The 26,166-nt window shown below is 65.5% G+C and carries 26 protein-coding genes; 10 read left to right on the forward strand and 16 right to left on the reverse strand.

Going from position 1 to position 26,166, the window contains the following annotated elements; translation table 11 throughout:
* Positions 1-4 precede the first annotated feature (4 nt).
* The 6 genes from EJB06_RS01970 (at position 5) to EJB06_RS01995 (ending at position 9,306) form a co-directional block, all read left to right on the forward strand.
* On the forward strand, positions 5-1,105 hold the full coding sequence (locus tag EJB06_RS01970; protein ID WP_126072311.1) for an ATP-binding protein: 1,101 nt from the start codon (positions 5-7) through the stop codon (positions 1,103-1,105).
* The gene (locus EJB06_RS01975) at positions 1,095-3,404 is read left to right on the forward strand and encodes a DUF5682 family protein (protein ID WP_126072312.1); all 2,310 of its coding nucleotides are present in this window, start codon (positions 1,095-1,097) and stop codon (positions 3,402-3,404) included. Before EJB06_RS01970 ends, EJB06_RS01975 begins: the two co-directional genes overlap by 11 nt.
* On the forward strand, positions 3,401-4,531 hold the full coding sequence (locus tag EJB06_RS01980; protein WP_126072313.1) for a VWA domain-containing protein: 1,131 nt from the start codon (positions 3,401-3,403) through the stop codon (positions 4,529-4,531). Before EJB06_RS01975 ends, EJB06_RS01980 begins: the two co-directional genes overlap by 4 nt.
* Positions 4,531-6,156, forward strand: coding sequence for a hypothetical protein (locus EJB06_RS01985; RefSeq protein WP_126072314.1), 1,626 nt, complete (start codon positions 4,531-4,533; stop codon positions 6,154-6,156). The genes EJB06_RS01980 and EJB06_RS01985 overlap by 1 nt, the downstream gene beginning before the upstream one ends.
* Positions 6,153-6,440 carry a hypothetical protein gene (locus EJB06_RS01990; RefSeq protein ID WP_229426884.1) on the forward strand — a complete coding sequence of 96 codons (288 nt, stop codon included), beginning with the start codon at positions 6,153-6,155 and terminating at the stop codon, positions 6,438-6,440. Before EJB06_RS01985 ends, EJB06_RS01990 begins: the two co-directional genes overlap by 4 nt.
* A 100-nt stretch (positions 6,441-6,540) precedes the next feature.
* Positions 6,541-9,306, forward strand: a complete 2,766-nt coding sequence (locus EJB06_RS01995; RefSeq protein WP_126072316.1) for a DUF4214 domain-containing protein — start codon at positions 6,541-6,543, stop codon at positions 9,304-9,306.
* Positions 9,307-9,362: 56 nt separating this feature from the next.
* Here the strand turns inward: EJB06_RS01995 and EJB06_RS02000 are convergent, their stop codons facing one another.
* Complete coding sequence (locus EJB06_RS02000; protein WP_126072317.1) at positions 9,363-9,590, reverse strand: DUF6139 family protein; 228 nt, start codon at positions 9,588-9,590, stop codon at positions 9,363-9,365.
* A gap of 255 nt (positions 9,591-9,845) precedes the next feature.
* Here EJB06_RS02000 and EJB06_RS32950 point away from each other — a divergent pair, with 255 nt between their 5' ends.
* Complete coding sequence (locus tag EJB06_RS32950; RefSeq protein ID WP_126072318.1) at positions 9,846-11,882, forward strand: methyl-accepting chemotaxis protein; 2,037 nt, start codon at positions 9,846-9,848, stop codon at positions 11,880-11,882.
* A 30-nt stretch (positions 11,883-11,912) separates the two neighbouring features.
* Here EJB06_RS32950 and EJB06_RS02010 read toward each other — a convergent pair whose 3' ends face one another.
* The 10 genes from EJB06_RS02010 to mltG form a co-directional block, all read right to left on the reverse strand.
* Positions 11,913-12,113 carry a hypothetical protein gene (locus EJB06_RS02010; RefSeq protein ID WP_126072319.1) on the reverse strand — a complete coding sequence of 67 codons (201 nt, stop codon included), beginning with the start codon at positions 12,111-12,113 and terminating at the stop codon, positions 11,913-11,915.
* Between the two features lie 209 nt (positions 12,114-12,322).
* Positions 12,323-12,571, reverse strand: a complete 249-nt coding sequence (locus EJB06_RS02015) for a hypothetical protein (RefSeq protein ID WP_126072320.1) — start codon at positions 12,569-12,571, stop codon at positions 12,323-12,325.
* Between the two features lie 83 nt (positions 12,572-12,654).
* Positions 12,655-13,578 (reverse strand): class I SAM-dependent methyltransferase, encoded by a 924-nt coding sequence (locus EJB06_RS02020; protein ID WP_126072321.1) that lies wholly within the window; start codon positions 13,576-13,578, stop codon positions 12,655-12,657.
* A gap of 155 nt (positions 13,579-13,733) precedes the next feature.
* Positions 13,734-14,384, reverse strand: a complete 651-nt coding sequence (locus EJB06_RS02025; RefSeq protein ID WP_229426885.1) for an ankyrin repeat domain-containing protein — start codon at positions 14,382-14,384, stop codon at positions 13,734-13,736.
* Between the two features lie 73 nt (positions 14,385-14,457).
* Positions 14,458-15,270, reverse strand: a complete 813-nt coding sequence (locus tag EJB06_RS02030) for a TatD family hydrolase (RefSeq protein WP_126072323.1) — start codon at positions 15,268-15,270, stop codon at positions 14,458-14,460.
* Positions 15,271-15,286: 16 nt separating this feature from the next.
* A complete protein-coding gene (locus tag EJB06_RS02035) occupies positions 15,287-15,805 on the reverse strand; it encodes a GNAT family N-acetyltransferase (protein ID WP_126072324.1) in 519 nt (172 codons plus the stop codon).
* A 32-nt stretch (positions 15,806-15,837) separates the two neighbouring features.
* On the reverse strand, positions 15,838-16,215 hold the full coding sequence (locus EJB06_RS02040) for a PilZ domain-containing protein (RefSeq protein ID WP_126072325.1): 378 nt from the start codon (positions 16,213-16,215) through the stop codon (positions 15,838-15,840).
* A 10-nt stretch (positions 16,216-16,225) separates the two neighbouring features.
* Entirely contained in the window at positions 16,226-17,263 is a 1,038-nt protein-coding gene (locus tag EJB06_RS02045; RefSeq protein ID WP_126072326.1) for a DNA polymerase III subunit delta', read from the reverse strand.
* Between the two features lie 14 nt (positions 17,264-17,277).
* Positions 17,278-17,916, reverse strand: a complete 639-nt coding sequence (tmk, locus tag EJB06_RS02050) for a dTMP kinase (RefSeq protein WP_126072327.1) — start codon at positions 17,914-17,916, stop codon at positions 17,278-17,280.
* 14 nt (positions 17,917-17,930) lie between these two features.
* Positions 17,931-18,965: an endolytic transglycosylase MltG gene (gene mltG / locus EJB06_RS02055; RefSeq protein ID WP_126072328.1), complete on the reverse strand. Its 1,035-nt coding sequence runs from the start codon at positions 18,963-18,965 to the stop codon at positions 17,931-17,933.
* A 53-nt stretch (positions 18,966-19,018) separates the two neighbouring features.
* Between mltG and ygfZ the strand changes: the two genes are divergently transcribed.
* Genes ygfZ through EJB06_RS02070 form a run of 3 tightly spaced genes read left to right on the forward strand, consistent with a single transcriptional unit; the run spans position 19,019 to position 21,093 of the window.
* Positions 19,019-20,068, forward strand: a complete 1,050-nt coding sequence (ygfZ, locus tag EJB06_RS02060) for a CAF17-like 4Fe-4S cluster assembly/insertion protein YgfZ (protein ID WP_126072329.1) — start codon at positions 19,019-19,021, stop codon at positions 20,066-20,068.
* A gap of 6 nt (positions 20,069-20,074) precedes the next feature.
* Positions 20,075-20,365, forward strand: a complete 291-nt coding sequence (locus EJB06_RS02065) for a DUF4936 family protein (RefSeq protein WP_126072330.1) — start codon at positions 20,075-20,077, stop codon at positions 20,363-20,365.
* The gene (locus EJB06_RS02070) at positions 20,356-21,093 is read left to right on the forward strand and encodes an NRDE family protein (protein ID WP_126072331.1); all 738 of its coding nucleotides are present in this window, start codon (positions 20,356-20,358) and stop codon (positions 21,091-21,093) included. The genes EJB06_RS02065 and EJB06_RS02070 overlap by 10 nt, the downstream gene beginning before the upstream one ends.
* A 154-nt stretch (positions 21,094-21,247) precedes the next feature.
* Here the strand turns inward: EJB06_RS02070 and EJB06_RS02075 are convergent, their stop codons facing one another.
* Genes EJB06_RS02075 through EJB06_RS02095 form a run of 5 tightly spaced genes read right to left on the reverse strand, consistent with a single transcriptional unit; the run spans position 21,248 to position 26,135 of the window.
* Positions 21,248-22,150: an SDR family oxidoreductase gene (locus EJB06_RS02075; RefSeq protein ID WP_126072332.1), complete on the reverse strand. Its 903-nt coding sequence runs from the start codon at positions 22,148-22,150 to the stop codon at positions 21,248-21,250.
* A gap of 1 nt (position 22,151) precedes the next feature.
* Positions 22,152-23,153 carry an NADP-dependent oxidoreductase gene (locus EJB06_RS02080; protein ID WP_126072333.1) on the reverse strand — a complete coding sequence of 334 codons (1,002 nt, stop codon included), beginning with the start codon at positions 23,151-23,153 and terminating at the stop codon, positions 22,152-22,154.
* Positions 23,150-23,932 (reverse strand): SDR family oxidoreductase, encoded by a 783-nt coding sequence (locus EJB06_RS02085; protein WP_126072334.1) that lies wholly within the window; start codon positions 23,930-23,932, stop codon positions 23,150-23,152. The genes EJB06_RS02080 and EJB06_RS02085 overlap by 4 nt, the downstream gene beginning before the upstream one ends.
* A gap of 29 nt (positions 23,933-23,961) precedes the next feature.
* Complete coding sequence (locus tag EJB06_RS02090) at positions 23,962-24,264, reverse strand: Dabb family protein (RefSeq protein ID WP_126072335.1); 303 nt, start codon at positions 24,262-24,264, stop codon at positions 23,962-23,964.
* A gap of 14 nt (positions 24,265-24,278) precedes the next feature.
* A complete protein-coding gene (locus EJB06_RS02095; RefSeq protein WP_126072336.1) occupies positions 24,279-26,135 on the reverse strand; it encodes an acyl-CoA dehydrogenase in 1,857 nt (618 codons plus the stop codon).
* Between the last annotated feature and the right edge of the window lie 31 nt (positions 26,136-26,166).

Raw genomic sequence — 26,166 nt, forward strand, 5'->3', positions numbered from 1 at the left:
ACGCATGAACAAGAAGATCGCCGCCCAGCGGCTGCCGGCCGAGATGCGCTTTGCCGCCGAACTCGATGCGTTGGCCCAGGCCGACAGCGGCCTGCGGCCGGCCGGCTGGCGCCTGTCGCCGCGCGCGGCGCGCACCTTCATCCTCGGCAGCGGCGCAGCCCAAGCCGGCGGCATGCGCATTACCCGCAAAATCCACGGCAACGATGCGCTGGTCGAACGCGCCATCGTCACCCTGGCCGGCCAGCGCGGCCTGATGCTCGCGGGCGAGCCGGGCACCGCCAAATCGCTGCTGTCGGAACTGCTGGCGGCCGCCATTTCGGGCAACACCACCATTTCGGTGCAGGGCGGCGCCGGCGTGGTCGAGGAGCAGATCCGCTACGGCTGGAACTACGCCCTGCTGCTGCGCGACGGTCCCGGCAACGCCTCGCTCGTGCCCGGCCCCCTGCACCGGGCGATGCAACTGGGCCTGCTGCTGCGCTTCGAAGAAATCACCCGCTGCGCCACCGAAGTGCAGGATTGCCTGGTACCGGTGCTGTCCGAGCGCCTGCTGCAGATTCCGGAACTGAAGGAAGAACAGCCCTACCTGCTGGCGCAGCCGGGATTTAACGTGATCGCCACCGCCAACCTGCGCGACCGTGGCGTGAACGAGATGTCGGCCGCGCTCAAGCGCCGCTTCAACTTCGAAACCATGCAGCCGCTCGACAGCATCGCCACCCAGATCACCCTGATCGGCGACGAGGTGCGGCGCGAACTGGCGGCGGCCGACATCGGCGTGGCGGTGCCGCCCGACGTATTGACACTGCTGGCAAGCGCCTTCCACGAACTGCGCGCCGGCGCCGTCGAAGGCATCGCCATCGAGCGTCCGGGCACCGTGCTCTCGACCGCGCAGGCGATCAGCGTGGTGTGCGACGCCGCCTCGCAGTGCTGGTATTTTGGCGAAACCACCCTGCGCCCGGCGCACGTGGCGCGCTACCTGCTCGGTACCGTGATCCAGGACGACCAGGAAGACCGGCGCCGTTTCAGCGAATACCTGCGCATCGTCGCGAAAAAGCGCAACCTGCGCCCGGACTGGATGGACTTCGTGGCAGGCGCGCGTGAAGAGTGACGCGGTCGCGCGCTTATCGCCACGCCCGGGGCTGATGTTCGCGCCGGTGCGCCATCACAGCCCGCGCTGCGCCCACCATCTGCGCGAACTGATCGCCGATTTTGCGCCGCAGCGCATCCTGATCGAAGGGCCGGACGATCTCAATGCGCTCCTGCCGCTGCTCCAGCACAGGCAAACCAGCCCGCCGGTGGCGGCGTACCTGCACGCGGTGGCCGGCGAGGACGCGCTGCGCTGCCGCGCCTACGTGCCGCTGGCGGCGTTTTCGCCCGAATGGGTGGCCCTGCGCGAAGCGGCGCGCCTGCGCATTCCGGCCAGCTTCATCGACCTGCCGTTCGCCACCCGCGTGGCCGACGCCGACAACAGCGCCTACTTTGCGCGCGCGCCCGAGCCGACCCTGGCCGACGAACCGCGCCCCGGCGTGATCGCCTCCCTGCTGGCGTCGAGCGACTGCCAGGATTTCGACGCGTGGTGGGAACGCCATTTCGAATCGGGGCTCGATGCGCCCGGCGCGCGCGATTATTTTGCCTCCCTGCTGGCCTTCGGCGCCTTGCTGCGCGAGGGCGACCAGGACCCGCAGCCCGACAACGAAGCGCGCGAGGCGCACATGGCCGCCCGCATCGGCGCCGCGCTGGCGCACGGCGAGCGCTGCCTGGTGGTGTGCGGGGCCTACCACGTGGCCGGCATCGAGGCCATGCTCGACTCACCCGCAGCGCAAGTCCCGACGGCGGCGCAGCAAGTCGGCGCGCACCTGATCGCCTACCCTTTGGCGCGCTTCGAGCGTTCGCAGCGCTACGGCGCCGGCATGCCCGCGCCAGGGTTCTACCAGCGCGTGTGGCACGCCTGGCAGGCGGGCGAGCCGGCGCCCTACCAGGAACCGTTTGCGGCGCTGGCGATCGAGCTGGCCAGGGACCTGCGCGAGAACGGCATCCCGGCCAGCCTGCCCGATGCGATGGAAGCGGTCTCCATGGCGCACCGGCTGGCGGGGATGCGCGGCTGCCGTCCCGGCCTGGCCGAATTGCGCGAATCGCTGCGCAGTACGATGGTCAAGGACGGCAGCGACGAAGCAGCCTTCGGCGCCACCCTGGCCAGCCTGCTGGCACAGGGGCCGGACGGCGTGCTGCCGCCGAAGATGCCGGTGGCGCCGCTGCTGGCTGAAACCATCGCCTTTTGCCTGCGCCACCGCATGCCCAGCCGTTTTGGCGAAAGCAAGAAGAAGGACCTGGACATCTACCGCAGCGAGCGGCACCGGGCCGTCTCGCAATTTCTGCACCAGCTGCGCTTCCTGGAGGTACCGTACGGCGAACGCCTGGCCGGACCGGATTTCGTCAACGCCACCGACCTTGGCCGGGTACGCGAGATCTGGACCCTGCGCTGGATCACCGAAACGGCCACCAGCCTGACCGAGAACAGCCGCTATGGCGCCAGCCTGGCCGACGCCGCCGTCAACAAACTGCTGGAACGACTGGCGCTGCCTTCCGGTTCGCCGGCCGACCTGGTGCTGCAAGTGCTGGTCATGGGCCTCGACAAGGTGGCCGACAGGGTGCTCGACGCGGTCGAACGCTGGCTGGGCGACAGTTACGACGCGCTGGCGCTGGCCCAGGGCACGGCCAGGCTGGCGCTGGCCTTCGAAGCGCGGCTCACGCTCGGCGGCGTCGGCATGGCGCGCCTGCTGCCGCTGCTGGAACGGGCGTTCAGCCAGACCTGCATCCGCCTGCCCTGGCTGGGCACGACCGATGCGGCGCGCTCGCAAGCGATGCTGGCCGCCCTCGACGATATGCACGGCATGATCCGGCGCCAGGCCCAATGGACCGACGCGGCCCTGTTCTACGGCGCCTGCGCCACCCTGCACGAGGCGGACGTGGCGGCCCAGGTGCGCGGCGGCGCGGCCGCCATCCTGACGGTATCGGGCACATGGTCGCCGAGCCAGACCAGCGCCGCGCTGACAGGCACCTTCGCGCTGGCGCACATGGCGCCGCAATCGATCGCCGATTACATGCAGGGCTTCCTGCGCATCGCGCGCAGCTCGATGCTGGCCAGTCCGCAGCACCTCGATCAACTGAGCGCCGTGCTCGCGGCGTGGAGCGAGGATGACTTTTTGAGCGCGCTGCCGTCGATGCGGCTGGCGTTTTCGCAGTTCTCGCGGCGCGAGACCGACGAACTGGCACGCGTGCTGGCCGGGCCAGCGCAGGCCCCGAGCCTGGCCGGCGAGCGCATTCCCGACATGGACACGCTGCACCAGAGCCGCCTGTGCCTGGAACAGGTGGCGGGCATCATGCAGCGCTGGGGAGTCGGCCCATGACCCGGCGCGAACTCGATGCGGACACCTTGCGCCGCTGGCGCCTGGTGCTGGGCGCGGCCGCCGGCGAGGCCATGCAGGGCACGCGGCTGGACAAGACCGACCAGCAGCGCGACCAGGCGCTCGGCTATCTGTACGACCGCGAACGCGACGGGCAGCAGCGCGATCGCAGCGGCGGCATCGGCCGCGCCGATCCGGCGGCGGTGGAATGGCTGGGCAAGGTGCGTACCCTGTTCCCGCAGACGGCGGCCGACGTGCTGCAACGCGACGCGCTGGAACGCTACCAGCTGCACGGCCTGCTGAGCGACCCCGCCGTGCTCGACACGGTCGCGCCCAGCATGGACCTGGTGCGCATCCTGCTCGGGCTGCGCCACATGCTGCCCGCGCCGGTGCTGGCCAAGGCGCAGGAGATTGTCGCCAAGGTGGTGGCGGAGCTGGAAGCACGGCTGGCGCCGCGCGCCTTGAGCGCCTTCGCGCCGCGCCGCCAGCGCCATGCGCATGGCGGGCGGCCGCGCCTGTCGGACCTCGACTGGGCCCGCACCATGCGCCACAACCTGCGCCACTACCAGGTCGATACGGGCGAACTGGTGGTCGAACGCCTGTTCTTCCGGCGCCGCCACGAACAGCGCCTGCCCTGGCACTTGTGGGTCCTGGTCGACCAGAGCGGTTCGATGTCGGAATCGGTGATCCACAGCGCCGTCATGGCCAGCATTTTCGCGCGCCTCAAAGCGGTGCGCACCCGCATGCTGCTGTTCGCCGACCAGGTGACCGATGCCAGCAGCCAGTTGCACGCCCCCGAAAAGCTGCTGATGTCGGTGCAGATCGGCGGCGGCACCAACATCGGCGCGGCGCTGGCCTGCGCGCGCGCGCAGATCGAGACGCCCCGGCGCAGCGTGGTGGTGCTGATCAGCGACCTGTACGAAGGCGGCTCGCGCGCGCCGATGCTGCGCGAAGTGGCCTCGCTCACCCGCAGCGGCGTGACCACGCTGGCGCTGGCGGCGCTCGACCGCCAGGCCGAACCCGATTACGACCGGACCACCGCGCAACAGATGATGGCCTGCGGCGCCGAGGTGGCGGCCATGACGCCGGACGCCCTGATCGACTGGCTGGCCACGAGGATGCAGCGCTGATGACGAGCTTGTTCGACTGGATCCGCAGTCTCGACGACGACGGCGTGGCCGCCTGGGCCAACAAGGGCCTGGTGCGGCGCGGCCTGAAAGTGCTGGCCGACGGCGCCGACCCGCAATGGCGCATCGGCGACGGCGAAGCCGGCGCGCGCATCGAAGGATTTACCCAGCAGATCGGCAAGCTGGGTTTCGAGCATGCGCGCTGCGACTGCCCGGCGCAGGTCACCTGCCACCACCTGTGCGCCTTCCTGCTCGGCCTGCGCCAGCACCTGCCCGATAGCGCAGCCGAGGCCGCGCCGGCGCCGGCGGACTGGCTGCTGGCCGACAGCGACAGGCTGGGCGCCCTCCTCGGCACGGCGGCGCTGCGCAAGGCCTTGCAGTGGCTGGCCAACGACACCGAAGCCGAGCTGGAACACCTGCCCGGCGTCGTTACCGGCACCCTGGAGCTGACCGAGCCGGTAATCGTGCGCTTGCCGGCCGTGGGCGGCCTGGCCGCTGCCCTGTGCAGTTGCCGCAAGCCGGCCTGCGCGCACCGGGCGCTGGTGGTGCTGCAAGCCAGGCGCGAGTCCGGCCAGCCGATTCCGCCCTTGCCGCCGGTGGCGCTCGACGCCGACGCCGCCGATCGGCTGGGGCATCTGCGCGGCTGGATGGCATCGCTGGTGATCCAGGGATGGTCGGGCAGCGGCCAGGCCTTCCTCGACCAGGGCGAGGCGCTGGCGATGGAACTGAAACAGGCGCAGATGCCGCGCGTGTGCGCGGCCCTGCAGCAGCTGGTGGGACTGTTGCGGCAGGATAGCGGCGCCGCGCAGGATGCGCTGGCGGCGCTGTGGATGCTGCTGCGCGGCTTGCAGGCGTCGCCGCTGCCGCGCCCCCTGCGCGAACTGACCGGCGTGCACCGGCGCGGTTACGGCGCGGTCGGCGGCCTGGAACTGCATTGCACCGGCGTCGAACGCTGGTCGTCGGCGGGCGGGCATCACGGCTTTTCGCTGCATTTCTGGGCGCCGGCGCGCCAGGACTACCTGGTCTGGTCGGAGGTGCGCCAGCAAGCCCTCGCGCCCGAATGGGACCCGGACCACGCGCTGATGCACGCCGACCTCGGGGGCCTGGCCCTGACATCGATGCTGGCGGCGCCCTGCGTGCTGGCGTCGGGCTGGGTTAGCGGCAATGGCAGGTTGTCGGGCCGGGACGGGACGCGCGTGCACGCCTTGGCGGGCGAACTTTGCCTGCCGCTGATCGAGGACCTGACACCCCTGATCGCGCGCATGGCCGCCGACCTGCACGAGGACCCGTGGCGCGTCGCCGCGCCGGCCGCCGTCTGCATCGGCATCGCGCGGCAGGAAGCCTTGCAGGGCGACCGTGGCGGCGGCGCCTGGTCGATGGCGGCCTGCGATGCGGCAGGCAATCCGCTGCGCCTGCAGGGCGGATTCGACGGCATGGACGCCACCGTCCATCAGGAGCTGCACAAGGCGCAGCGCGCGGGATGGCGCATGGAGGCGCTGTTCGGCTACCTGCGGATCGAACGCGGCGCACTGTCGATCCGCCCGGTCAGCGTGCGCTGGAGCGGCAATCCCCGCTGGCGCGACCTGAGCGCGCCATGGCTGCGCGCCGACAAGGAGAAAAAACCATGACGTTCGATGACTGGCTCGACGAAGGCTGCGCATGGCTGGCGCAGGTGCAGAAAATCGGCTTGAGCATGGCCGGGCGCGAACTGCTCGACCGGGGGCGCGCCTGGCAGCAGCACGGCGAGCTGCTCGGCTGGCGCCAGACCGGCGGCCTGTTCCTGACCCTGGCGCGGGAAGAGGCGCCGATGAACGAACGCGCCGCCGCCCTGCTCGACCTGGGCGCCTGGCTGGGCACGGCGCGCCGGGTGCTGGAGGCGCAGGCGTTGACAGCGGCCCTGCCCGATAAATAACTGAGGAATTCTTGTCGGTATTATGGCAATATAGCCATATTTGCAAGACCGCGCATCAAGGCGCCGGTCCTGCTTCCGACGACTCTGCAAAGGAACGATCATGCCTGCGGCAAGTGCATATAACAAGGTAGCGCAGGAACTCTATGTTTCCTACTTCGGCCGCCCCGCCGATACCAACGGTTTGCTGGCGATGACTGCCGCGCTGGCCGCAGCCGCTGCGCCGACCGACACCGCCGGTCTCAACGCCGCCTACGCAAGCAATGCCGCGGTGCGCACCTTGATCGACGCTTTCGGCAGCAGCGCGGAGTCGGCCCTGCTGTACGGCGCCGCAGCGCCCGGCTTCGGAACCGACAGCTTCGTCAGCCAGATCTACAACAACCTGTTCGGCCGCACGCCGGATGTCGTTGGCCTCGTGTTCTGGATCAATGCGATCGATGCCGGTTCGCTGACCCGGGCCGCCGCCGCGCATGCGATCCTGACCGGCGCGCTGGCCGCCAATGCCAACGATGCGGCGCTGGTCAACCAGAAAGTCGCTTTCGCCAACATGTTCACCGCCTCCCTGGACACCCCCCACGAGATCGACGTCTACCAGGGCAATATGGCAGCCCAGTATGCCCGCGAGATGCTCGCGCGCGTGACCGCGAGCAGCGATCCATCGACCTTCCAGGCGACGATCGACAGCGGCCTGGCCCAGCTGGATACGGCGTTCAAGCTGACAGCGGGGGCCGACAAGCTGGAAGGCGACGCCCGTGCGAATCTGTTCCTGGCCGACCTCGTCGGCAACGGCAATACACTACAGGCAGGCGACAGCGTCGCCGGGGGCGATGGTATCGACACCCTGCGCGCGTTTCTGCGTCCGTCGGCGGACAGCCAGCTCGCGATGCCGGCCACCGTCAGCGTCGAGCAGATCCGCGTGCATGCCGCCGGCACCACCGACGCGGCCGGCCTGACAGTGCTCGACGGCGCTCGCATGAACGGGGTGACGCGCTGGGAAAACGATCATAGCCATGGCGACCTGACCATTCGGAACGTCGACATCAACGCCGCGCAACTGCCGGAAGACGTCACCATCGCCATGGTCGGCAGCACTGCCGGGGATGCCGATTTTTCGGTGTATTTCAATCCCCATGCCCTGCGCGCGGGCATGCCTGCTGCCGCTCCGGCAACGTTGCGCCTGCAACTGATGGACACCGCCGCCAGCGAAGCCGGCGGCCCGCCCCTGAAAGAGAGCCCCTACGATGGCTTTCGCTTCCTTTTGAACAAGATGCCGGTGCAGATACGGTCGGCTGCCATCGACCAGGCCCAGACCTACGAGGCATTGTTGAGCGCGATCCGCGCCGAGGTGGCCGCGACGCCCGCGCTGGAAAAGCTGGTCGTCAGCCTGGGCGAGCCGTTCCAGGCCTACGACACCGGGACCGGGCAGTTGCTGAGCGGACGCGAGATTGTGATCGCCAATACCGGCCCCGGCATCCTTGGCGTCGCCCCCGGCGCAGGCTGGCTGATGCCGGGCGCCGGCGAGAAAGGCACGCTGGTGCCTGGCCTGTCTTCCGGTGCGGTGCCCCTCATTACCGGGACTATCGAACTGGACAATGTCGGCCGGGGCGCCAGCAGCGGCGACCTGATCGTCGGCGGCACGCCGTATTTGTCGACACGCGTGCGCTCCGGGTTTGAAGCCTTCAACATCAGCGTGGAACGCAGCAGTTCGCTCCAGTCGATCGATTCGACCGACAATATGCTGCAGATCGTGACCCTGTCCAATGGCACGATCAAAGGCGACCTTGCCGTGCGCGGCGCTCCGGGCGCACCCTACGGATTTCACGATGTGCGCCTGGTCGACGCCCGTGCGATGAGCGGCGCAGTCGACCTGACGGCCGTGATCACGTCCGCGTCCGCGAAGAAATATCTGGCAACGCCCGGCACCCAGACCGGCTCGGTCACCGGGACGATCGACTTTCAATATACTGGTGGCAACAATCGCGACATCATCTCGGTGGATATCGATGCCGCCATCGCGAGCAGCCGCGCTATCCGGCTTGCGGGCCAGGAAGATTTTCGTTTCGACGTCCAGGGCGGCGCCGGCCACGACCAATTGAATGTACGCATCCTGCCACCGGCAGTGGGGCTGGAGGGCTGGGCCATCGACCAGGACCGCAACAACAATGTCAGGATCGGCGGCGGCGAAGGCGACGATGCGATCCGCAAGTCGGGCACGGGCGATGCCATCATCGACGCCGGGGCAGGCGACGATTATGTGGTCCTGTTCGACGCCTCCCCCGGTAGCGTGGACACTGCCAGCGATAACCTGATTCTCCCCGGGCCGGGCGTCGACCTGGTCATGCTCGATACGGTGGAAGGTGCGACGCCTGCGCAATCGAGCAACCACACCTTGATCGTCGGGCGCGATTTCGGCCTGGACAGGATTGTCGGCTTCGACTTCACCGGTCCGGGCATCGATCACGTGGATCTGAGCGCGCTGGGCGGAGAAATCCTGAGCAATTCGCTGACCGTGGACAAGTCGATCACGTTCGCCGAAGTGACTGACGCCACCTCCACCGCAGCCGGCATCGGCGCGCTGTTCAATGCCGACAATGCGGTCGCGCAGACCCACGTGTATGCGGCGGTAAGCTGGGATCGCCATTCGGCGGACTTTTATTCGATTGTCGACCCCGCCGGGCCGGGAAATGCGGTGGCGACCCGGGAAGGCCAGATCCTCTTTCGCGACTCGGACCTGCTGCTGGAAGTGACTGCCGGTGTTTTCGTCAACGCCGGCAGCCCGGGTTATAACCAGGCGGAAGGGGCGTCCAGCGCCGTTCCGACGTTGCTGATGGGTGTGGCGCAGGATGCTGGAGCATTCGGCATCCACTAGACGTGCCTGAAAAGGCAGGCGCATGAGCGCCTGCCACGACAAGAAGAAGGATCTGCCTAGTTCATCAGCGCGGTGACGGCATAGCCTTTTTCGGCGATCTGCTCGTTGAGGTGCTCGATCGCATAGTCGGCCAGGCGATCGTCCTCGTCGGGAATTTCGAAGGCCCTTGCCTCCACTTCCCAATCGGTATTGGTCGCTTCATTCGGAATGTTGCGATCCTGCGGAACTGCCAGGTACGAGTACTTGCCGTCGTGTTCGGCCCTGCGGTAGATGTCCAAGCGCATGATGGTTTTCCTATAAAGTGAAAAGACGAACGCCCGCTCCGCGTGGAGGCGGGTGTTCGTGCCTGACTGTAGGGGACATCTCCCTCCCCGTCTGTTAAGTATTCAACATCGGATGTCTTTTTTGTGCCAATGTATTTATCTGCTCAGCTGTTACATTTGGTGCATATTGAGATTGATCAAGCTATGATGAAATCACTGATTGCTCAAAGCAACTTTGCTTGACGCAGTCGTGAGCGGCCTTATGGAGGAGTCATCATGTCTGCGCAATCGTACCTCGGCAAACTCAAGGTGTGGCACACCTATCTGATCCTCAGCATCCTGGGTATCCTGTTGGCCAGCATCCCGACCTATTTGTATATCAAGGAAGCGGCCAAGGGCTTGACCGCCTATTCCTCCGAGCAGGCGGGCATGCCCGGGGTGGCCAGCATGCTGCGGGTAATCCAGTACACGCAGCAGCACCGGGGCCTGTCGGCGCTGGTGCTGGGCGGCACCGGCGCGGCCGAAGACAAGCGCACGGCCAAGCAGGCGGAGGCCGACGCGGCGTTTGCGGCGGTCGATACCCTCATCGGACACATCAGCGATCCCGCCATCGCCCGGCGCTGGGCCGAACCGCGGCGCGAATGGGATGCCTTGCGCGCGGGCGTGGCCGGCAAGACCTTGTCGGTGGCGCAAAGCTATGCCGCCCACACCGCCCTCCTGTCCAAGGCGCTCAAGGTGAACGAACTGATCGGCGACTACTACGGGCTGAGCCTCGATCCGGACAAGGATTCCTACCAGTTGATCCAGGCCATGTATTACCAGTTGCCGTATCTGACCGAAGAGCTGGGACAGCTGCGGGCCAAGGGCGCCGGTTTGCTCGGGAAAAAAGAAGCCAGCCAGGACGAGCGCCAGATCATTTCATCGATGATCGGCAAGATCAACGACCGCGTGCTGCAGACCTCGAATGCCTTCGGCAAGGCGGTCAACTACAATCCGGCGATCGGCAAGAGTCTCGCGCCGCTGATGAACGACGCGGTCGCGCTGTCCTCCACCATCACCGGGCTGGCGAACGAACAGATTCTCAAGCCCGACACGCTCAGCTACAGCCCGAGCGAGTACGTGGCGGCCGCCACCAGTGCCATCGATGCCCAGTTCGCACTGAACACTGCCGCCAAGACCGATCTGGACGCCATGTTCGTCGCCAAGATCGGCAATTTCCATACGGAGCGCTGGACCATGGCCGGCATCATGCTGGCGCTGCTGGCTGCCGCCGGCTGGTTCACGGTGCTCGTTACGCGGGCTGTGACGGTGCCTCTCAACAACGCGGTGGCGGTGGCGCAAAGCGTCGCCAGCGGCAACCTGGTCAACGAATTCGAGGTCGGCGCCGACAATGAAGTCGGACACATGCTGCGCGCGCTGAAAGAGATGAACGACAGCCTGCGCGGCATCGTGGGCGATGTGCGCGACAGTATCGAAAACATCAGCGCCGCCACGCGCGATATTGCCTCGGGCAATAACGACGTTTCCTCGCGCCTCGAATCGCAGGCCTCGAACCTGGAAGAGACGGCCTCGTCCATGGAAGAACTGACCTCGACTGTGCGGCAGAACGCCGACAACGCCCATCAGGCCAACGAACTGGTGCTGGGCGCCTCGCAGGCGGCGACCAAGGGTGCGGCGGTGGTATCGCAGGTGGTGCAGACCATGGGCGACATCAACGACGGCTCGCGCAAGATCGTCGACATCATCTCGGTCATCGACGGCATTGCTTTCCAGACAAATATCCTGGCCCTGAATGCGGCAGTGGAAGCGGCGCGCGCCGGCGAACAGGGCCGTGGCTTCGCGGTGGTGGCGAGCGAGGTCCGTAACCTGGCCCAGCGCTCCGCCTCGGCGGCCAAGGAAATCAAGGTGCTGATCAATCACAGCGTGGACCGGGTGGAAGCGGGCAACCAGCTGGCCAGCGACGCCGGCAGCGCGATGGGCGACATCCTGAACAGCGTGACCCGCATCACCAGCATCATGGCGGAGATCGCCGTTGCCTCGGCCCAGCAAGGGGCCGGGATCGAGCAGATCAACCATGCGGTCACCCAGATGGATGACATGACGCAGCAAAACGCCGCCCTGGTCGAGCAGACCGCCGCCGCCTCGAGCAGTTTGCAGGAGCAGGCGGCCAGCCTGGTGCAGGCGATGAGTATTTTTACGCTCGGAAATGAGGCAGCAGCAGCCGCACAACGGCCGGACGCGCCCGCGCGCGTTGCCGCAGCGTCGCCCCGCCGACTGGCGGGCGCCGGGCAGCGGCAGCTGAAACACGCTTGAACCGGGGCTGGCGGCGCCCGGGAGCGACCTTCAGCGCCCCGGGCTGCCGCGCAGCACGCGCGCCGGCAGCATGACGATCGCGCGCAGCAGTTCGAAGACCGCGTCGACCCCCATGCCCAGCAGGCGGAACGGCAGCAGGACCAGCCACACCAGCGGATACAGCACGAGTGCAAGCAGGGCCAACGGCCAGCAGAGGAAGAGAACCACCAGCCACACCAGGAAACTCAACATCGTTTTCTCCCTATGGAAAAAGTTCAGGTGAGTTCACTGTAAGGACATGGGGGCCGCGCCGCAATGCGCGTGCGACCAAACGCGCCAGGAGGCGCGCAAAGTGCGCAAATCGCGGATAAAAGGGAAAAAAGCGGAACGAGGCGGAACGAGGCGTAACGCGGCGGAACAAGGCAAATAAGCGGAAGCGCCACGGTCCGCCCCGCCGGCGGTCACTGGCCGACGCAGATGATCTTGGTGGCGTACTCGCGGGCGTTGGACTTCTTGTTGGTTGCCCAGTCGATCACTTCCTGGGCTTGCTCGACGGTCATGACGGTAGCTTTTTCCTTGTTCTTGATAAAGGAAACGCCTTCGAACTTGCCTTCCTTGCTGCGCATGACTTTGGCGAACACGGGCGGTTTCAGCGCGTCGTCGCTGAGTTTGTTTTGCTGGACGAGGTAACGCTGGTCAATTTTTTCCATATGCACTTAATTAAACGGTCAATCCCGCATTTTACGGGCTTGCCTGCCGCGCGGCAAATGCATCGGCAGGCAGGCCGGGGCGATCAGGCGTAGACACGGACCCGTTCGGCGGTTTCCGGCGCCACCGCGTGCAGCACGTCGACGCGGATGGCCGCTTCGAGCGCGGGAATCGCGCCGCCGGCGCGGTAATGAAAACTCACCTGCAGCACATCGCCGGCCTTGCACTGGATTCCTTGTTGCAAGGGCAAGGTCATGTAATGGTTCAGCCAGTCGATGGTGGCGTTCTCTTCGCTCACGACCGCCAGCACATTTTTGGTGATGAAACGCATCGCGTTGACGACACCGTTCTTTTCGACAACAAACTTGCCTTGCCAGGCGATACGGGTGTCGGTCGGCTGGCTGAAGTCGAGAATGCTGTACACCGACGGCGGCGCCAGTTCGACCGTGCCGGGATGGATGACATGGGTTTCCTGGAACTGCACGATCGGCGCGTAGAAGCCTTCGAAATCGTATTCCTGCTGCAAGGGCTGGACCGCCATGATGACCGCTTCCGGCAGGAAGCGCGGCAGCGGGCCGCCAAAGCGCGCCAGGTAACGCCGTTTGAACGATTCGATCACTTCCACCTGCTTTTCGCGCAGCATGCCGACGTGGATCATTTCGCAGATGACGATGTCGACCGGCTCCGGCGGCAGGTATTCGAAGGCGTCGGCATGCACCACCTCGACCTTGTGGCCGTTGGGGTTCATCGACATCATCTTGCGCGCTTCCTTGACCATGTCCGGATTGAATTCGACGCAATAGACTTTTTCGGCCTTGGCGGCGGCGAACCAGGACAGCACGCCGGTGCCGCCCCCGAGTTCCAGCACCTTGGCGCCAGGGAAAACCGCGTAATGGATCGCCGACTTGAAACCGTGCATCCGGTTTTGGTCCATCAACATATTGTGGTGATAATGGACAGGAATGAACTGCCCCAGATAGCAGCTTTCGATTTCGCGTTCGTTCAGCATAGTTTTCCCTTTGGATTGGCGGCCAGGCCGTCCTGCGCCCTTGCTTGGCTTGATCAGTACGACGTCTTCATTATCGACAACCTGGGTGCTTTTCGATGCGGCGAGATAACTCGCTTTTCCGTGCCAGTTCGACGCTTGCAGGCGCGGCCGAGCCGTCAGGGCTCGCGCCGGGCCTGGGCCAGATGGGCGGCAATGGCGGCGGCGATGCGCGGCTTGTCGGCCCGCTCGGCGATCTGGACGGCGGTCAGGCTCTCGTTGTTCCTGAGGGTGGCGTCGGCGCCTTCCTGCAGCAGTACCCCGGCGGCCGATTCGTGGCCCTCGCGCGCGGCGATCATCAGCGGGGTCAGCTTGCTGGGCGTTTCGGCGTCAATATACGCGTGGTGCTCGAGCAGGATGCGGACGATCTCCTCGTCCCCGCCGGCGGCCGCGTAATGCAGCGGGGTCCAGCCGGGATAGGTGACGATCGCGCCTTTGGCCAGCAAGGCCAGCAGCGCCGGCTTGTTGCGCTTGAAAGCGGCCATCATCAGCGCGCGGTTGCCGTTGGGCGCGGCCAGTTCGAGGTCGATGCCGGGCTGGGCCAGCAACAGCATGACGACGTCGTTGGCGCCCTCGCGCAGGGCGAGGATCAGCACGCTCTGGCCGGTGATGGGATCGACCGTGTTGGGGTTGCCGCCGTTTTTGAGCAGCTTGCGCACCATCGACGCGTTGTCCATCTGGGCGGCCACGACGAAGTCGCGCACCGGCTCGGCCGTGGCGCTCGCGCTGCCCCCTGCAAGGACGGCGGCGAGCACCGAAGCAGTCATCATATTCAACATGAGGTTAACGCCCTAGCCCCTTGAATTGATTAAGGAAAATCAAAAAACCTCGAAACTGCTTTAACTATTGCACACTTCCAGATTCGACCTTCACTTCATCCCGTACAACGTTGAAAAGATTGAAGAAATTGTCGGTCGTCTGCTGCGCTACGGTGGCGAGCGGCACATCCTTGAGCGCCGCCAGATATTCGGCCACGTGGCACACGAAACCCGGTTCGTTCATCTTGCCCCGGTGCGGCACCGGCGCCAGGTAAGGCGAGTCGGTCTCGATCAGGATGCGCTCGAGCGGGACGGCTTTGGCCACGGCATGCAGCTCCTTGGCGCTTTTAAAGGTGACGATGCCCGAAAACGAGATGTAAAAACCCATCGCAATGGCGGCCTCGGCCACTTCCAGCGATTCTGTAAAGCAATGCATGACCCCGGCCACGCCACCCTTGTCGGTACCGGCGCCCTCTTCCCGCATGATGCGGATGGTGTCTTCGCTGGCGGCGCGGGTGTGGATAATCAGGGGCTTGCGCGTGATCCTTGAAGCACGGATATGCACGCGGAAGCGCTCGCGCTGCCACTCCAGGTCGCCCTGGAGGCGGAAATAGTCGAGGCCGGTTTCGCCGATCGCGACGATTTTCGGGTGCGCCGACAGTTCGACCAGCTGGTCGACCGAGGGTTCCGGCGTGTCCTCGTAATCGGGATGGACCCCGACCGAGGCGTAGATGTGGGGATATTCCCTGGCCAGGGCCAGCACCTGCGGAAAATCCGGCAGGTCGACCGACACGCACAAAGCGTGGGTGACCTTGTTGTCCGCCATCTTGGCGAGGATCTCGGGCATGCGCTCGGCAAGCTCGGGGAAATTGATATGGCAGTGGGAGTCGATATACATCCCGCCATTGTAAACGCTAGGCTACACGCTTGCCCAGAATGATCAGGTCGCGCTCGACACCGTCGAGCTTGGCCACGCGCGGCAGATTGGCCCAGGTATCGAAGCCGAACTTCTTGAACAGCGCCAGGCTCGGCGCGTTGTGGCCGAAAATGAAACCGAGCAAGGTATGGACGGCAATATTGGGCGCGTAGGCAATGGCCTGCTCCAGGCAATAGCGTCCGATGCCCTTGCCGCGCCAGCTTTCCGCGATATAAATCGACAGTTCGGCGGTGCCCGAGTAGGCCGGGCGGCCGTAGAAGTTGGAGTACGACATCCAGCCGATCACGGCCGGGCTGGCGCTCGTGTCGTCGGCCGCGTGCAGCACCCATAGGGGGCGCCGTTCCGGATCGTGGTCGTCGAACCATTGCTGGCGCGAGGCCACCGACACCGGCTCGGTATCGGCCGTCACTTCGCGCGAGGCGATTGTCGAATTGTAAATGTCGACGATGACAGGCAGGTCGTCGGGACGGGCAACACGGTGAACGAAAGACGGCATACGGCGGGCGGCGACAGTCAGGTTAAAGGGGGTTACAGCGTGTGCGTGGCGCGCGAGGAACGCAGGGCCGCGCCCAGGATCTCTTCGATGCGCAACTTGGCGCGCTGGCCGGTTTCGTCCTCGGGGAAATGCACGCCGATGCCTTGCGCCTTGTTATTGTTGGCGCCGGCAGGCGTGATCCAGGCCACCTTGCCTGCGATCGGGTACTTGTTGGTATCGTCCATCAACGCCAGAATCAGGTAAATCTCATCGCCGATCTTGTACGGCTTCACGGTGGGCACGAACATGCCGCCGTTGCGCAGGAAAGGCATATACGCGGCATACAGCGCCGCCTTTTCCTTGATGGCAAGCGACAGGACCGAGGGACGCGTGATTTGCGGAGCGCTCGGGTCAGTGGGGTTGCCAGACATTAAATTCCTTTCAAGTACAGCATGCAGTGTAATCAAGCAACAGTTCTTCGACAAACAGTTTCGGCGACAGCGGATGGTCCGCGATCGCGCGCCGGTCGTTTGCGTTTTTCATCGCGCGCAGCAGGTTCGCGGTGTGCACTTTGCCAGCAAGCACGGCGAGTTCCTTCTGGTAACGTGGATAATACCGGATACTACCCGCTAGTTTGTAGGAAAACAGATCGTAAAGCCAGCGCTGCAACCAAGAAACCAACGTCGACAGGGGCGCTTTGCTTAATTTGTCGGCAGTCCGCAGCGCGCCATCGATGCTGGGATGGGCCAGGCATTGCAATAGTGCTTCCAGATCCTCGCGGTTCCCCGTGTCGGATTGGGCCAGCGCGGCCAGCGGCGCGCCGCCCTGTTCGCGCAGCCAGCTGTCGGCATCAGGCAGTCCCTGCTCCTTGAGCCAGGCCAGGGCGGCGGCGTGGTCGGGCATCGGCAGGGCGAATTTGCGGCAGCGCGACAGGATGGTCGGCAGCAGCCGGTCCAGGCTGTTCGAGGAGAGCAGGAACACCGTCTCCGGGGGCGGCTCTTCCAGCGTCTTGAGCAAGGCGTTGGAGGCCGGCATGTTAAGCGCTTCGGCCGGATACACGACCACCACCCGCAGCCCCTGGCGGTGGGTGGAAATGTTCATGAAGTCGGCCAGCGCGCGGATCTGCTCGATCTTGATCTCTTTCGACGGCGCCTTGGTCGACTTGGATTTTTTGCCGCCATCGGAGTCGGCGCCCTCCTCGCCTTCTGCCGGCGGCTCGTCTTCCAGCGCCTCGGGCCGCACACGGCGGTAGTCCGGGTGGTTTTGCTGGGAAAACCAGCCGCAGGAAGCGCAGCCGCCGCAGGCGTGGCCGTCCTGGCGCACGTTCTCGCACAGCAGGGACTGGGCAAAGGCTTCGATGAAATCGGCCTTGCCGGTGCCGGCGGCGCCATGGAACAGGATCGCGTGCGGCAGGCGCTCGCGCATCAGCTGCAACTGCTGCCATGCGCTTTCCTGCCAGGGATAAATTCTCTTACTCATCGCGATAGTCTTGTTTAATCAATCACTTGCAGCAGTTTGTCGAGGATGTCGCCGAGCGCGGCCTGGATCTGCGCAATCGATTGCGTGGAATCGATGACCACGATCCGGGCCGGGAACTGGGCCGCGCGGCGCAGGTATTCATTGCGGCAAGCGGCAAAAAAATCGGCTTTTTCCTGTTCGAACTTGTCGAGGGTGCGGGTCGCGTCGAGGCGGGCGCGGGCCACGTCGAGCGGCACGTCGAACAGCAGGGTCAGGTCCGGTTGCAAGTGCGGGTGGACCCACTGCTCCAGCGCTTCCATCTTGGCGCGGTCGAGGCCGCGTCCGCCGCCCTGGTAGGCAAAGCTGGCGTCGGTGAACCGGTCCGAGATGACCCAGTCGCCGCGCGCCAGGGCCGGCTCGATGACTTGCGCGATGTGCTCGCGGCGGCTGGCGAACATCAGCAGCGCCTCGGTTTCGAGGTGCATTTTTTCGTGCAGCAGCAGGTCGCGCAGCTTTTCGCCGAGCGCGGTGCCGCCCGGCTCGCGCGAGGACACGACGCGCTTGCCCCGCGCCGCCAGGGTCGCGGCCACAAAGCCGATGTGGGTGGACTTGCCGGCGCCGTCGATGCCTTCAAAGCTGATGAACTTGCCTTTTGAGGCGGTACTGTCGGTCATGGAACGGGAAACGCCTATCGTTGATATTGATTCACTGCCCGGTTATGGTCGGACAGATTACTGGAAAACTGGCTGGTGCCATCCTTGCGCGCCACGAAATACAGGGCGTCGGTCTTGGCCGGGCCCATCGCCGCCGCCAGCGATTGCACGCCAGGCAAGGCAATCGGGGTCGGCGGCAGGCCGGTGCGCGTATAGGTATTGTAAGGGGTGTCGGTTTCGAGGTCGCGTTTGCGGATGTTGCCGGCATACTTGTCGCCCATGCCGTAGATGACGGTCGGGTCGGTCTGCAGCATCATGCCCAGGCGCAGGCGGTTCACGAAGACGCCGGCGATCATGGCGCGCTCGGACTTCTGCCCGGTTTCTTTTTCGACAATCGAGGCCATCACCAGCGCCTGGTAGGCGTTTTCGTAAGGCAGGCTGGGGTCGCGCTTTTCCCAGGCGGCGCCGAGCCGGTTCATCATCAGGGTGTGCGCCTGCTTGTAGATATGCATGTCGCTCGATCCCTTGGCGAACAGGTAGGTGTCCGGGAAGAACAAACCTTCGGCCGCCTTGTAGTCGGTGGTGATCCTGGCCAGCAGCTCGGTATCGGACAGGCTTGCCGTGTCGTGCTTGAGGCCCTTGTTGGCGGCCACCGCCTGGCGCATCTGCTTGAAGGTCCAGCCTTCGATGATGGTCAGCGATTCCTGGGCGAATTCGCCGCGCACCAGCTGGTCGAGCAGGCGGCGCGGCGAGGTGTTGGGCTTGAGCTCGTAGCTGCCGGCCTTGATCTTCGACGCCGTCTGGGTGGCGCGCGCCAGCAACGACAGCATGTAGGGGTTGACCGGCACGCCGGCGTCGGCGATCTCCTGGGCGGCCGTGACCACGCTGCTGCCGGGATGGATCGTGAACGCGATCGGCTCGCCGGCTGTGGTGATCGGCTCCTTGGCCCAGTTGAAGAAGACCATCATCGCTGCGGTACACAGCAGGAGGATCAATATGAGAAGTTTTTTGAACAAGTCCGTACCCGATTCTGTGGTTTTACGCCGTGTCCGGCGCGATTTTCGCGACATCTCTATAATGAGCCCGTAATGATAAAGCTTAAACCGGGAAATATTTGGAATTTATGAACAACTGGAATGAATATCTCTCGTCGCAGGGCGCGCAACTCGCCGCCGACGGCTCGGGCCACGTGCCCGATTTCGGCCATGCGCTCACCGCTCCCGAGCTGGCGATGGGCTTTGTCGCCCCCATCACCGACCAGGGCCTGATCGCCGTCAGCGGCGACGATGCCGCCAGTTTCCTGCACAATCAGCTGACCAACGACGTCGAACACCTGGGCCTGGCCGATGTGCGCCTGGCGGGTTACTGCACGCCCAAGGGCCGCCTGCAGGCGACCTTCCTGATGTGGCGCAGCGGCGAGTCGGTATTCCTGCAGCTGGCGCGCGAACTCCAGCCGGCGCTGCAAAAGCGCCTGTCGATGTTCGTGCTGCGCGCCAAGGCCAGGCTCAGCGACGCTGGCGCCGGGCTGGTGCTGCTGGGCATTGGCGGGGCCGCGGCCGATGGCGCGCTGCTGCCCCTGTTCGGCAGCTTGCCGGCCACGCCCTATTCCCGCATCGATCACGCGCTCGGCACCCTGGTGCGCGTGGCCGACGCCTTCGGCGCGGCCCGCTACCAGTGGCTGGCGACACCCGAAGCGGCCCAGGCAGCCTGGCCGGCGCTCTCGGCCGCCCTGCGCCAGGCCGGCAGCGATGCCTGGCGCCTGGCCGAGATCCATGCCGGCGTGCCCCAGGTAACGCTGCGCACCCAGGAACAGTTCGTTCCGCAGATGGTCAATTTCGAGTTGCTGGGTGGCGTGAATTTCAAGAAAGGCTGCTATCCGGGCCAGGAAATCGTGGCCCGCAGCCAGTATCTGGGCAAGCTCAAGCGCCGCACCGCGCTGGCGACCATCAACGCGCCGGCCCAGGCTGGCGACGAGGTGTTCGCCGTCGACGACCCCGACCAGCCATGCGGCATGATCGTCAACAGCGCGCCGAATGGCGCCGGTGGCGTCGATGCGCTGGTGGAAATGAAGCTGGCCGCCATCGAGCAGGGCGACGTGCGCCTCGGCTCGGCCAGCGGCGTGCCGCTGCGCATGCTGCCCATGCCCTACGCGCTCGACGCCCTCGACCTCTAGACTGCCATGGTCGACCTGTATATTTACTACAAGGTGCGCGACGAGCACGCGGCGCAGCTTGCTCCGCGCGTGCGCGCGATGCAGGCCGGGCTGGCTTCGCAAACGGGCGTGGCGGGCACGGTCAAGCGCCGTCCGGGCTCGTCCGATGCACGCCAGACCTGGATGGAAATCTACCTTGCCACCCCTGAGGGGTTCGACATTGCATTGGCGCAGGCGGTCCGGCAGGCTGGACTGGATGAGTTCACCGATGGCCCGCGCCACACGGAAGTTTTTACGGATATAAGCACATGTGCCTGATTGTTTTTGCATGGCAGGTCGTTCCCGGCGTGCCCCTGATCGCCGCCGCCAACCGCGACGAATTCTACGACCGCCCGACCGCGCCGGCCGGCATCTGGCCCGAGCATCCGAACATCTATGCCGGGCGCGACCTCAAGTTCGGCGGCAGCTGGATGGGCATCACGCAGGAGGGCGCGAACGGTCCGCGCTTTGCGGCGCTGACCAATATCCGTGCGCCCGAGGAACGCCGTACCGATGCGCCTTCGCGCGGGGCGCTGGTGGCCGACTTCCTGGCGGGCGCGATGACGGCCGCCGAGTACATCGCGCAGATTGCCGACGGCAGCGGGGCGTACAACGGTTTTAACCTGGTGCTGGGCGACCGGACCGGCATGTACTGGTTTTCGAATCGCGGCAGCGGCGACGCGCGCAACGGGCAGGCGCTGGAGCCGGGAATTTACGGCATTTCCAACAGCTTGCTCGATGCGCCGTGGCCGAAAGTGGTGCGGACCAAGGCGCAGTTTGCCAGTCTGCTGTGCCAGGGCGCGCCCGAAGACGCGTACTTCGAAATGCTGGCCGATACCACGCGCGCGGCCGACATGCGCTTGCCCGACACGGGCATCGCGCTCGACCTGGAACGCGGGCTGTCGGCGGTGTGCATCGAGATTCCGGGGTACGGCACGCGCACCTCGACCGTGGTCAAGCTGTATGACGATGCCCCGGCGGAATTGCACGAGCGGATGCTGGCGTGACAAGCCTTGCGAGGGTGGGTAAATGACAGCTGACCGACCGCTCCTCAAGTATTGAACGCAATCGCCACCGGTGGCGCCGTGTGAGGTTCTGGCGAAGCACCGGCCAAATATGCACTAGCGCCAACGCACCGTTGCCACCTGCCCCTCGGCCGGCCTAGCCCTTCATCTTGGCCCGCAACATATCGCGGATATGCGGCGCGGCCTTGTACGGGTCGCCCGGATTGATGCCCTTGACGATCTCGTCCATCCGCTCGCCGACATTGCCCAGCGCGCCCGGATGCGAATAGATGTAGAACTGCCCGTCGCGGATCGCGTCGAAGGTGATCTGCGCCACGTCGCCGGCCGACACCTTGCCCGACTCGACCGCCTTGACCGTCATCGCCTGCGCCGCCTTCTGGCTGGCGGTCGGCCCGCCCGTCATCTTGACGTCCTCGGGCCGGTTGCGGTGCGACTGGCTGATGCCGGTCGGTACAAAATACGGGCACAGCACCGACGCCCCGACCGGCGCTTCCACCAGCTGCAAGTCCTGGTACAAGGTTTCGGTCAAGGACACCACCGCATGCTTGGACACGTTGTACACGCCCATGGTCGGCGCGTTCAGCAGGCCCGCCATCGATGCCGTGTTGACGATATGCCCTTCGTACTGGGGATCGTCCTTGGCGCAGTCGAGCATCAGCTTCGTGAAAATGCGCACGCCATGGATCACGCCCCACAGGTTGACGCCAAGCACCCATTCCCAATCGGCTTCGGAATTTTCCCAGATCAAGCCACCCGAGCCCACGCCCGCATTGTTGAACACCAGATGCACCGCGCCGTAGCGCGCCATGGTGGCGTCCGCCAGCGCCTGGACCTGCTCGCCCTTGCGCACGTCGCAGATCATGGCCAGCACCTGGGCGCCCTCGCCTTCGAGCTCGGCCCGGGTGGCGTCGAGCGCATCCTGCTGCACGTCGGCCAGCACCAGCTTCATGCCGAGGCCGGCGGCACGCTTCGCGAATTCGCGGCCGAGGCCGCTCGCGCCGCCGGTGATCACGGCGACTTTGTCTTGGAAGTTTTTCATGTCAGATGAGCTTTACCAGTTGTTTGCCGAAGTTGCGGCCCTTGAGCAGGCCGATGAAGGCGTCCGGCGCCGATGCCAGGCCTGGCGCCACCGTTTCGCGATACTTGATCTTGCCGCCCGCCACCAGCTGGCCCAGTTCGCCCAATCCTTGCGGCCACAGGTCCATGTGCTCGCTGACGATGAAACCGCGCACCGTCAGGCGGCTGGTCAGCATGTAGCGCATATTGCGGATCGGTACCTCGTCGCCGTTGTAGCCGGCGATCAGGCCGCACAGGGCGATCCGGCCGAAGGCATTCATGCGCGGCAAGGCGGCGTCGAAGCCGGCCCCGCCGACGTTCTCGAAAATGGCGTCGATGCCGTCCGGCGTGGCGGCGGCCAGGTCCTCGGCCAGCTTGCCGGCCTTGTAGTCGATGCAGGCATCGAAGCCGAGCTCGTCGACGACGTAGGCGCATTTTTCAGGCCCGCCGGCGATCCCGACCGCGCGGCAGCCTTTCAGCCTGGCCAGCTGGCCCACCGCGCTGCCGACCGCGCCGCTGGCGGCCGAGACGAGAATGGTCTCACCCTCTTTCGGCATCATGATCTGGTTCAGGCCGTACCAGGCGGTCATGCCCGGCATGCCGACCACGCCTAGGTAGGCGGACAGCGGAATGTGCGTGGTGTCGACACGGCGCAAGGTGGCGCCGTCGGCCACGCCCATCTCGGCCCAGCCCAGCATGCCGACCACCTTGTCGCCGACGGCAAACTTGGGATGTTTCGATGCCAGCACCTCGCCGGCCGTGCCGCCGATCATGGTCTCGCCGATCGCCTGCGAGGCCGCGTAGCTCTTCGCTTCGCTCATGCGCCCGCGCATGTACGGATCGAGCGAAAGGTAATGGTTGCGCACCAGCACCTGGCCGTCGGCCAGCTCGGGCAGTTGCGCGCTCTCGATGCGGAAGTTATCTGGCTGGACTTCGCCGCGCGGACGCGACGCCAGGACCACGCGCTGGTAGGTGGCGGCCGTCATACCGCCGATACTCCGCCGTCCACCGCCAGCGTCTGGCCGGTGATGTGCTTGCCCGCGTCGGACGCGAACAGCAAGGTTGCCCCTTTTAAATCCTCGTCGTCGCCGATGCGGCCCAGCGGCGCATTCCTGGCCAGCGCTTCTTCGCCGATGCTCTCCAGCACGCCCTTGGTCATCTTGGACGGGAAGAATCCCGGCGCGATGGCGTTCACCGTAATGCCGTACGGGCCCCACTCGCCGGCCAGGGTGCGGGTGAAGTTGACCACCGCGCCCTTGGAGGTGTTGTAGGCGATGGTTTTCATGGTCCCCGGCGGATTGCCCGCCAGGCCGGCGATGGAAGCGATGTTGACGATGCGGCCGTATTTGCGCGGAATCATCGATGCCTTGCCGACCGCCTGCGTCACCAGAAAGATGCTGCGGATGTTCAGGTTCATGACCTTGTCCCAGGCCTCGACCGGATAGTCTTCGGCCGCCGCACCCCAGCTGGCGCCGGCGTTGTTGATGAGGATGTCGATGTGGCCGAGGCGCTTCATCGTTTCGTCCACCAGCGGCTGGATGTGCGCTTCCTGCGCCAGGTCGGCGGCGATGGCGCTGGCATCGATGCCGCGCGCCTTCAGATGGGCGCACGCTTCGTCCAGGTCGGCCTGCTTGCGCGAGGAGATGACGATTTTGGCGCCCTGCTCGCCCAGCGCTTCGGCCATTTGCAGGCCCAGTCCGCGCGAGCCGCCGGTGATCAGTGCCGTCTTGCCGGCGAGGGAAAATAATTCTTGCGTAGTGCGCATCGCTTGTCCTTGTTGGTCTGCTGTCGTGTTCAGATGTGGTAATCCATGCATTGGCGCGCTTCACGAATGGCGCCAAAGAATGGTTTGAGTGCGTGGTGGGTCGGATGCCCGGCGTACGCCTTCAAGGCTTCCTGGTCGGCAAATTCCGAGTACAGCACCACGTCGTAGGTCGCTTCCAGGCCCGGCTGGGCCAGCGCGACGTCGAAGGCGAACATGCCCGGCACGATATTCCTGCACGCTTCGAGCTGCTCCTTCATCTTGCGCGCGTTGGTGGCGCGGTCGGCGCCTTCGGCAAAGTCCTTCAGCTTCCACATGACGATGTGTTTGATCATTGTTCGGTCGGTCCTCAGAACCACGCATCCTGCATGTCGAGCGTGGTGGTGTCGATGCTGGCCAGCAGGTCGAGCTGTTGCTGGACCTTGGGCAGCTCCCAGTGGAAGAAATAACGGCTCGCTTGCAGCTTGCCGTGATAAAAGTTGCTGTCGTCGGCGGACGGCGACGCCGACAGCGCACGCGTGGCCACCAGCGCCTGTTCCAGCCAGATCCAGGCGACCACGGTGTGGCCGACCGCTTCCAGGTACAGGCTGGCGTTGGCCAGGGTCTTGTTCATGTCGCCGGCCGCGTACAGCGTCTTGGTGACGCCGGCGATGCGCTGCCATTGCTCTTCGAGCAGGTCGGCGTTGGCGTGCAGGTCCACCGACACATCCGCCGCGCGCGCCCTGGCAATCGTGGCGGCAATTTCACCGCCGATGGCCTTGAACAGCGCACCTTCCTGGATCGATGCCTTGCGGCCCAGCAGGTCGAGCCCGTGGATGCCGTGCGTGCCCTCATGGATGGCGTTGAGGCGGTTGTCGCGGTAGAACTGTTCGACATTGTATTCGCGCGTGTAGCCGTAGCCGCCGTGTACCTGGATGGCCAGGCTGTTCGCTTCCACGCACCACTGCGACGGCCACGATTTGGTGATCGGCGTGAGGAAGTCGAGCAGGCGGCCGGCGTGGGCGCGCGCATCCGCATCGGGCGCGGTGCGCTGCTCGTCGACCAGGCGCGCCGAGTACAGCACCAGCGCCATGGCGCCTTCGGCGTAGGCTTTCTGGGCCAGCAGCATGCGCCGCACGTCGGTGTGTTCGATGATCGGCAACTGCGGCTTGACCGGGTCTTTTTCGGCCGGATGGCGCCCTTGCGGACGGCTGCGCGCGTAATCGAGCGCGTGCAGGTAGCCGGTCACGCCCAGCACGGCCGCGCCCAGGCCCACGCCGATGCGCGCTTCGTTCATCATGTGGAACATATTCGCCAGGCCCTGGTGCGGCTGGCCGACCAGGTAGCCGACCGCACCGGCCTTGCCGAGCGGCTTGTAGCGGCCTTCGCCGAAGTTGAGCAGGCAGTTGGTGGTGCCGCGGTTGCCCATCTTGTGGTTCAGGCCGGCCAGCACGACGTCGTTGCGTTCGCCCGGCTCGCCATCGTCGCCGACCAGGAACTTGGGCACGATGAACAGGGAGATGCCCTTAACGCCCGGAATCAGGCGGCCGTCCGGACCGGGAATCTTGGCCAGCACCAGGTGCACGATATTGCCTGCGAGCTCGTGCTCGCCTGCGGAAATCCACATCTTGTTGCCGGACAGGCGGTACTGGCGCTCGCCGTCGGGGCCGTCGACCGGGTCCGGTTCGGCGCGGGTGCTGATGTCGGACAGGCTGGAACCGGCCTGCGGTTCCGACAGGCACATCGTCCCGAAGAACTTGCCCGCATACAAAGGCCGCACGAAACGCGCGATCTGCTGCGGCGTGGCCGTCTTGAGCAAGGTGTTGGCGTTGCCGATGGTAAGGAAGATATAGGCCGAGGTGGCCACGTTGGCAGCCGTAAAATAGGCAGTCACCGCTTTTTCCAGCACGCAGGGCAGCTGCATGCCGTCGAATTCGTAGTCTTGCCCGGCCGCCATCAGGCCGGCGGCGGAAAAGGCGTCGAGTGCGGTTTTTACTTCGGGAATGATCGTCACCGTCTGCCCATCGAAATGCGGCTCGTGCTGATCGTTCTTTTTGTTATGCGGCGCAAACAGGTCGGTGGCGATCTGTTCGGCGGTATCGATGGCCGCGTTGAAGGTTTCGCGGCTGTGGTCGGAAAAGCGCGGACGCGCGGTCAGCGCCTCGACATCCAGCCATTCGTAGAGCAGGAAGTCGAGGTCGCGGCGCGACAATATCTTTGATTGCATCTAGTGTCCCGGGTTGGAAGCGGGGCGGCGC

The sequence above is a fragment of the Massilia atriviolacea genome, from assembly GCF_003953935.1.
Classification (GTDB): Bacteria; Pseudomonadota; Gammaproteobacteria; order Burkholderiales; family Burkholderiaceae_D; genus Telluria_A; species Telluria_A atriviolacea.

Bases quoted from the DNA above. Each gene is read 5' to 3' on its own strand.
- EJB06_RS02070 (WP_126072331.1), top strand. From the start codon at position 20,356: ATGTGCCTGATTGTTTTTGCATGGCAGGTCGTTCCCGGCGTGCCCCTG.
- EJB06_RS02000 (WP_126072317.1), bottom strand. From the start codon at position 9,590: ATGCGCTTGGACATCTACCGCAGGGCCGAACACGACGGCAAGTACTCG.
- EJB06_RS02020 (WP_126072321.1), bottom strand. From the start codon at position 13,578: ATGCTGAACGAACGCGAAATCGAAAGCTGCTATCTGGGGCAGTTCATT.
- EJB06_RS01985 (WP_126072314.1), top strand. From the start codon at position 4,531: ATGACGAGCTTGTTCGACTGGATCCGCAGTCTCGACGACGACGGCGTG.
- EJB06_RS02040 (WP_126072325.1), bottom strand. From the start codon at position 16,215: ATGTCTGGCAACCCCACTGACCCGAGCGCTCCGCAAATCACGCGTCCC.
- EJB06_RS32950 (WP_126072318.1), top strand. From the start codon at position 9,846: ATGTCTGCGCAATCGTACCTCGGCAAACTCAAGGTGTGGCACACCTAT.
- EJB06_RS01990 (WP_229426884.1), top strand. From the start codon at position 6,153: ATGACGTTCGATGACTGGCTCGACGAAGGCTGCGCATGGCTGGCGCAG.
- EJB06_RS01980 (WP_126072313.1), top strand. From the start codon at position 3,401: ATGACCCGGCGCGAACTCGATGCGGACACCTTGCGCCGCTGGCGCCTG.
- EJB06_RS02090 (WP_126072335.1), bottom strand. From the start codon at position 24,264: ATGATCAAACACATCGTCATGTGGAAGCTGAAGGACTTTGCCGAAGGC.
- EJB06_RS02025 (WP_229426885.1), bottom strand. From the start codon at position 14,384: ATGATGACTGCTTCGGTGCTCGCCGCCGTCCTTGCAGGGGGCAGCGCG.
- EJB06_RS02035 (WP_126072324.1), bottom strand. From the start codon at position 15,805: ATGCCGTCTTTCGTTCACCGTGTTGCCCGTCCCGACGACCTGCCTGTC.
- EJB06_RS02085 (WP_126072334.1), bottom strand. From the start codon at position 23,932: ATGCGCACTACGCAAGAATTATTTTCCCTCGCCGGCAAGACGGCACTG.
- EJB06_RS02010 (WP_126072319.1), bottom strand. From the start codon at position 12,113: ATGTTGAGTTTCCTGGTGTGGCTGGTGGTTCTCTTCCTCTGCTGGCCG.
- EJB06_RS02045 (WP_126072326.1), bottom strand. From the start codon at position 17,263: ATGAGTAAGAGAATTTATCCCTGGCAGGAAAGCGCATGGCAGCAGTTG.
- EJB06_RS01995 (WP_126072316.1), top strand. From the start codon at position 6,541: ATGCCTGCGGCAAGTGCATATAACAAGGTAGCGCAGGAACTCTATGTT.
- EJB06_RS02030 (WP_126072323.1), bottom strand. From the start codon at position 15,270: ATGTATATCGACTCCCACTGCCATATCAATTTCCCCGAGCTTGCCGAG.
- EJB06_RS02065 (WP_126072330.1), top strand. From the start codon at position 20,075: ATGGTCGACCTGTATATTTACTACAAGGTGCGCGACGAGCACGCGGCG.
- EJB06_RS02075 (WP_126072332.1), bottom strand. From the start codon at position 22,150: ATGAAAAACTTCCAAGACAAAGTCGCCGTGATCACCGGCGGCGCGAGC.
- EJB06_RS02095 (WP_126072336.1), bottom strand. From the start codon at position 26,135: ATGCAATCAAAGATATTGTCGCGCCGCGACCTCGACTTCCTGCTCTAC.
- tmk (WP_126072327.1), bottom strand. From the start codon at position 17,916: ATGACCGACAGTACCGCCTCAAAAGGCAAGTTCATCAGCTTTGAAGGC.
- mltG (WP_126072328.1), bottom strand. From the start codon at position 18,965: ATGTCGCGAAAATCGCGCCGGACACGGCGTAAAACCACAGAATCGGGT.
- EJB06_RS02080 (WP_126072333.1), bottom strand. From the start codon at position 23,153: ATGACGGCCGCCACCTACCAGCGCGTGGTCCTGGCGTCGCGTCCGCGC.
- EJB06_RS01970 (WP_126072311.1), top strand. From the start codon at position 5: ATGAACAAGAAGATCGCCGCCCAGCGGCTGCCGGCCGAGATGCGCTTT.
- ygfZ (WP_126072329.1), top strand. From the start codon at position 19,019: ATGAACAACTGGAATGAATATCTCTCGTCGCAGGGCGCGCAACTCGCC.
- EJB06_RS02015 (WP_126072320.1), bottom strand. From the start codon at position 12,571: ATGGAAAAAATTGACCAGCGTTACCTCGTCCAGCAAAACAAACTCAGC.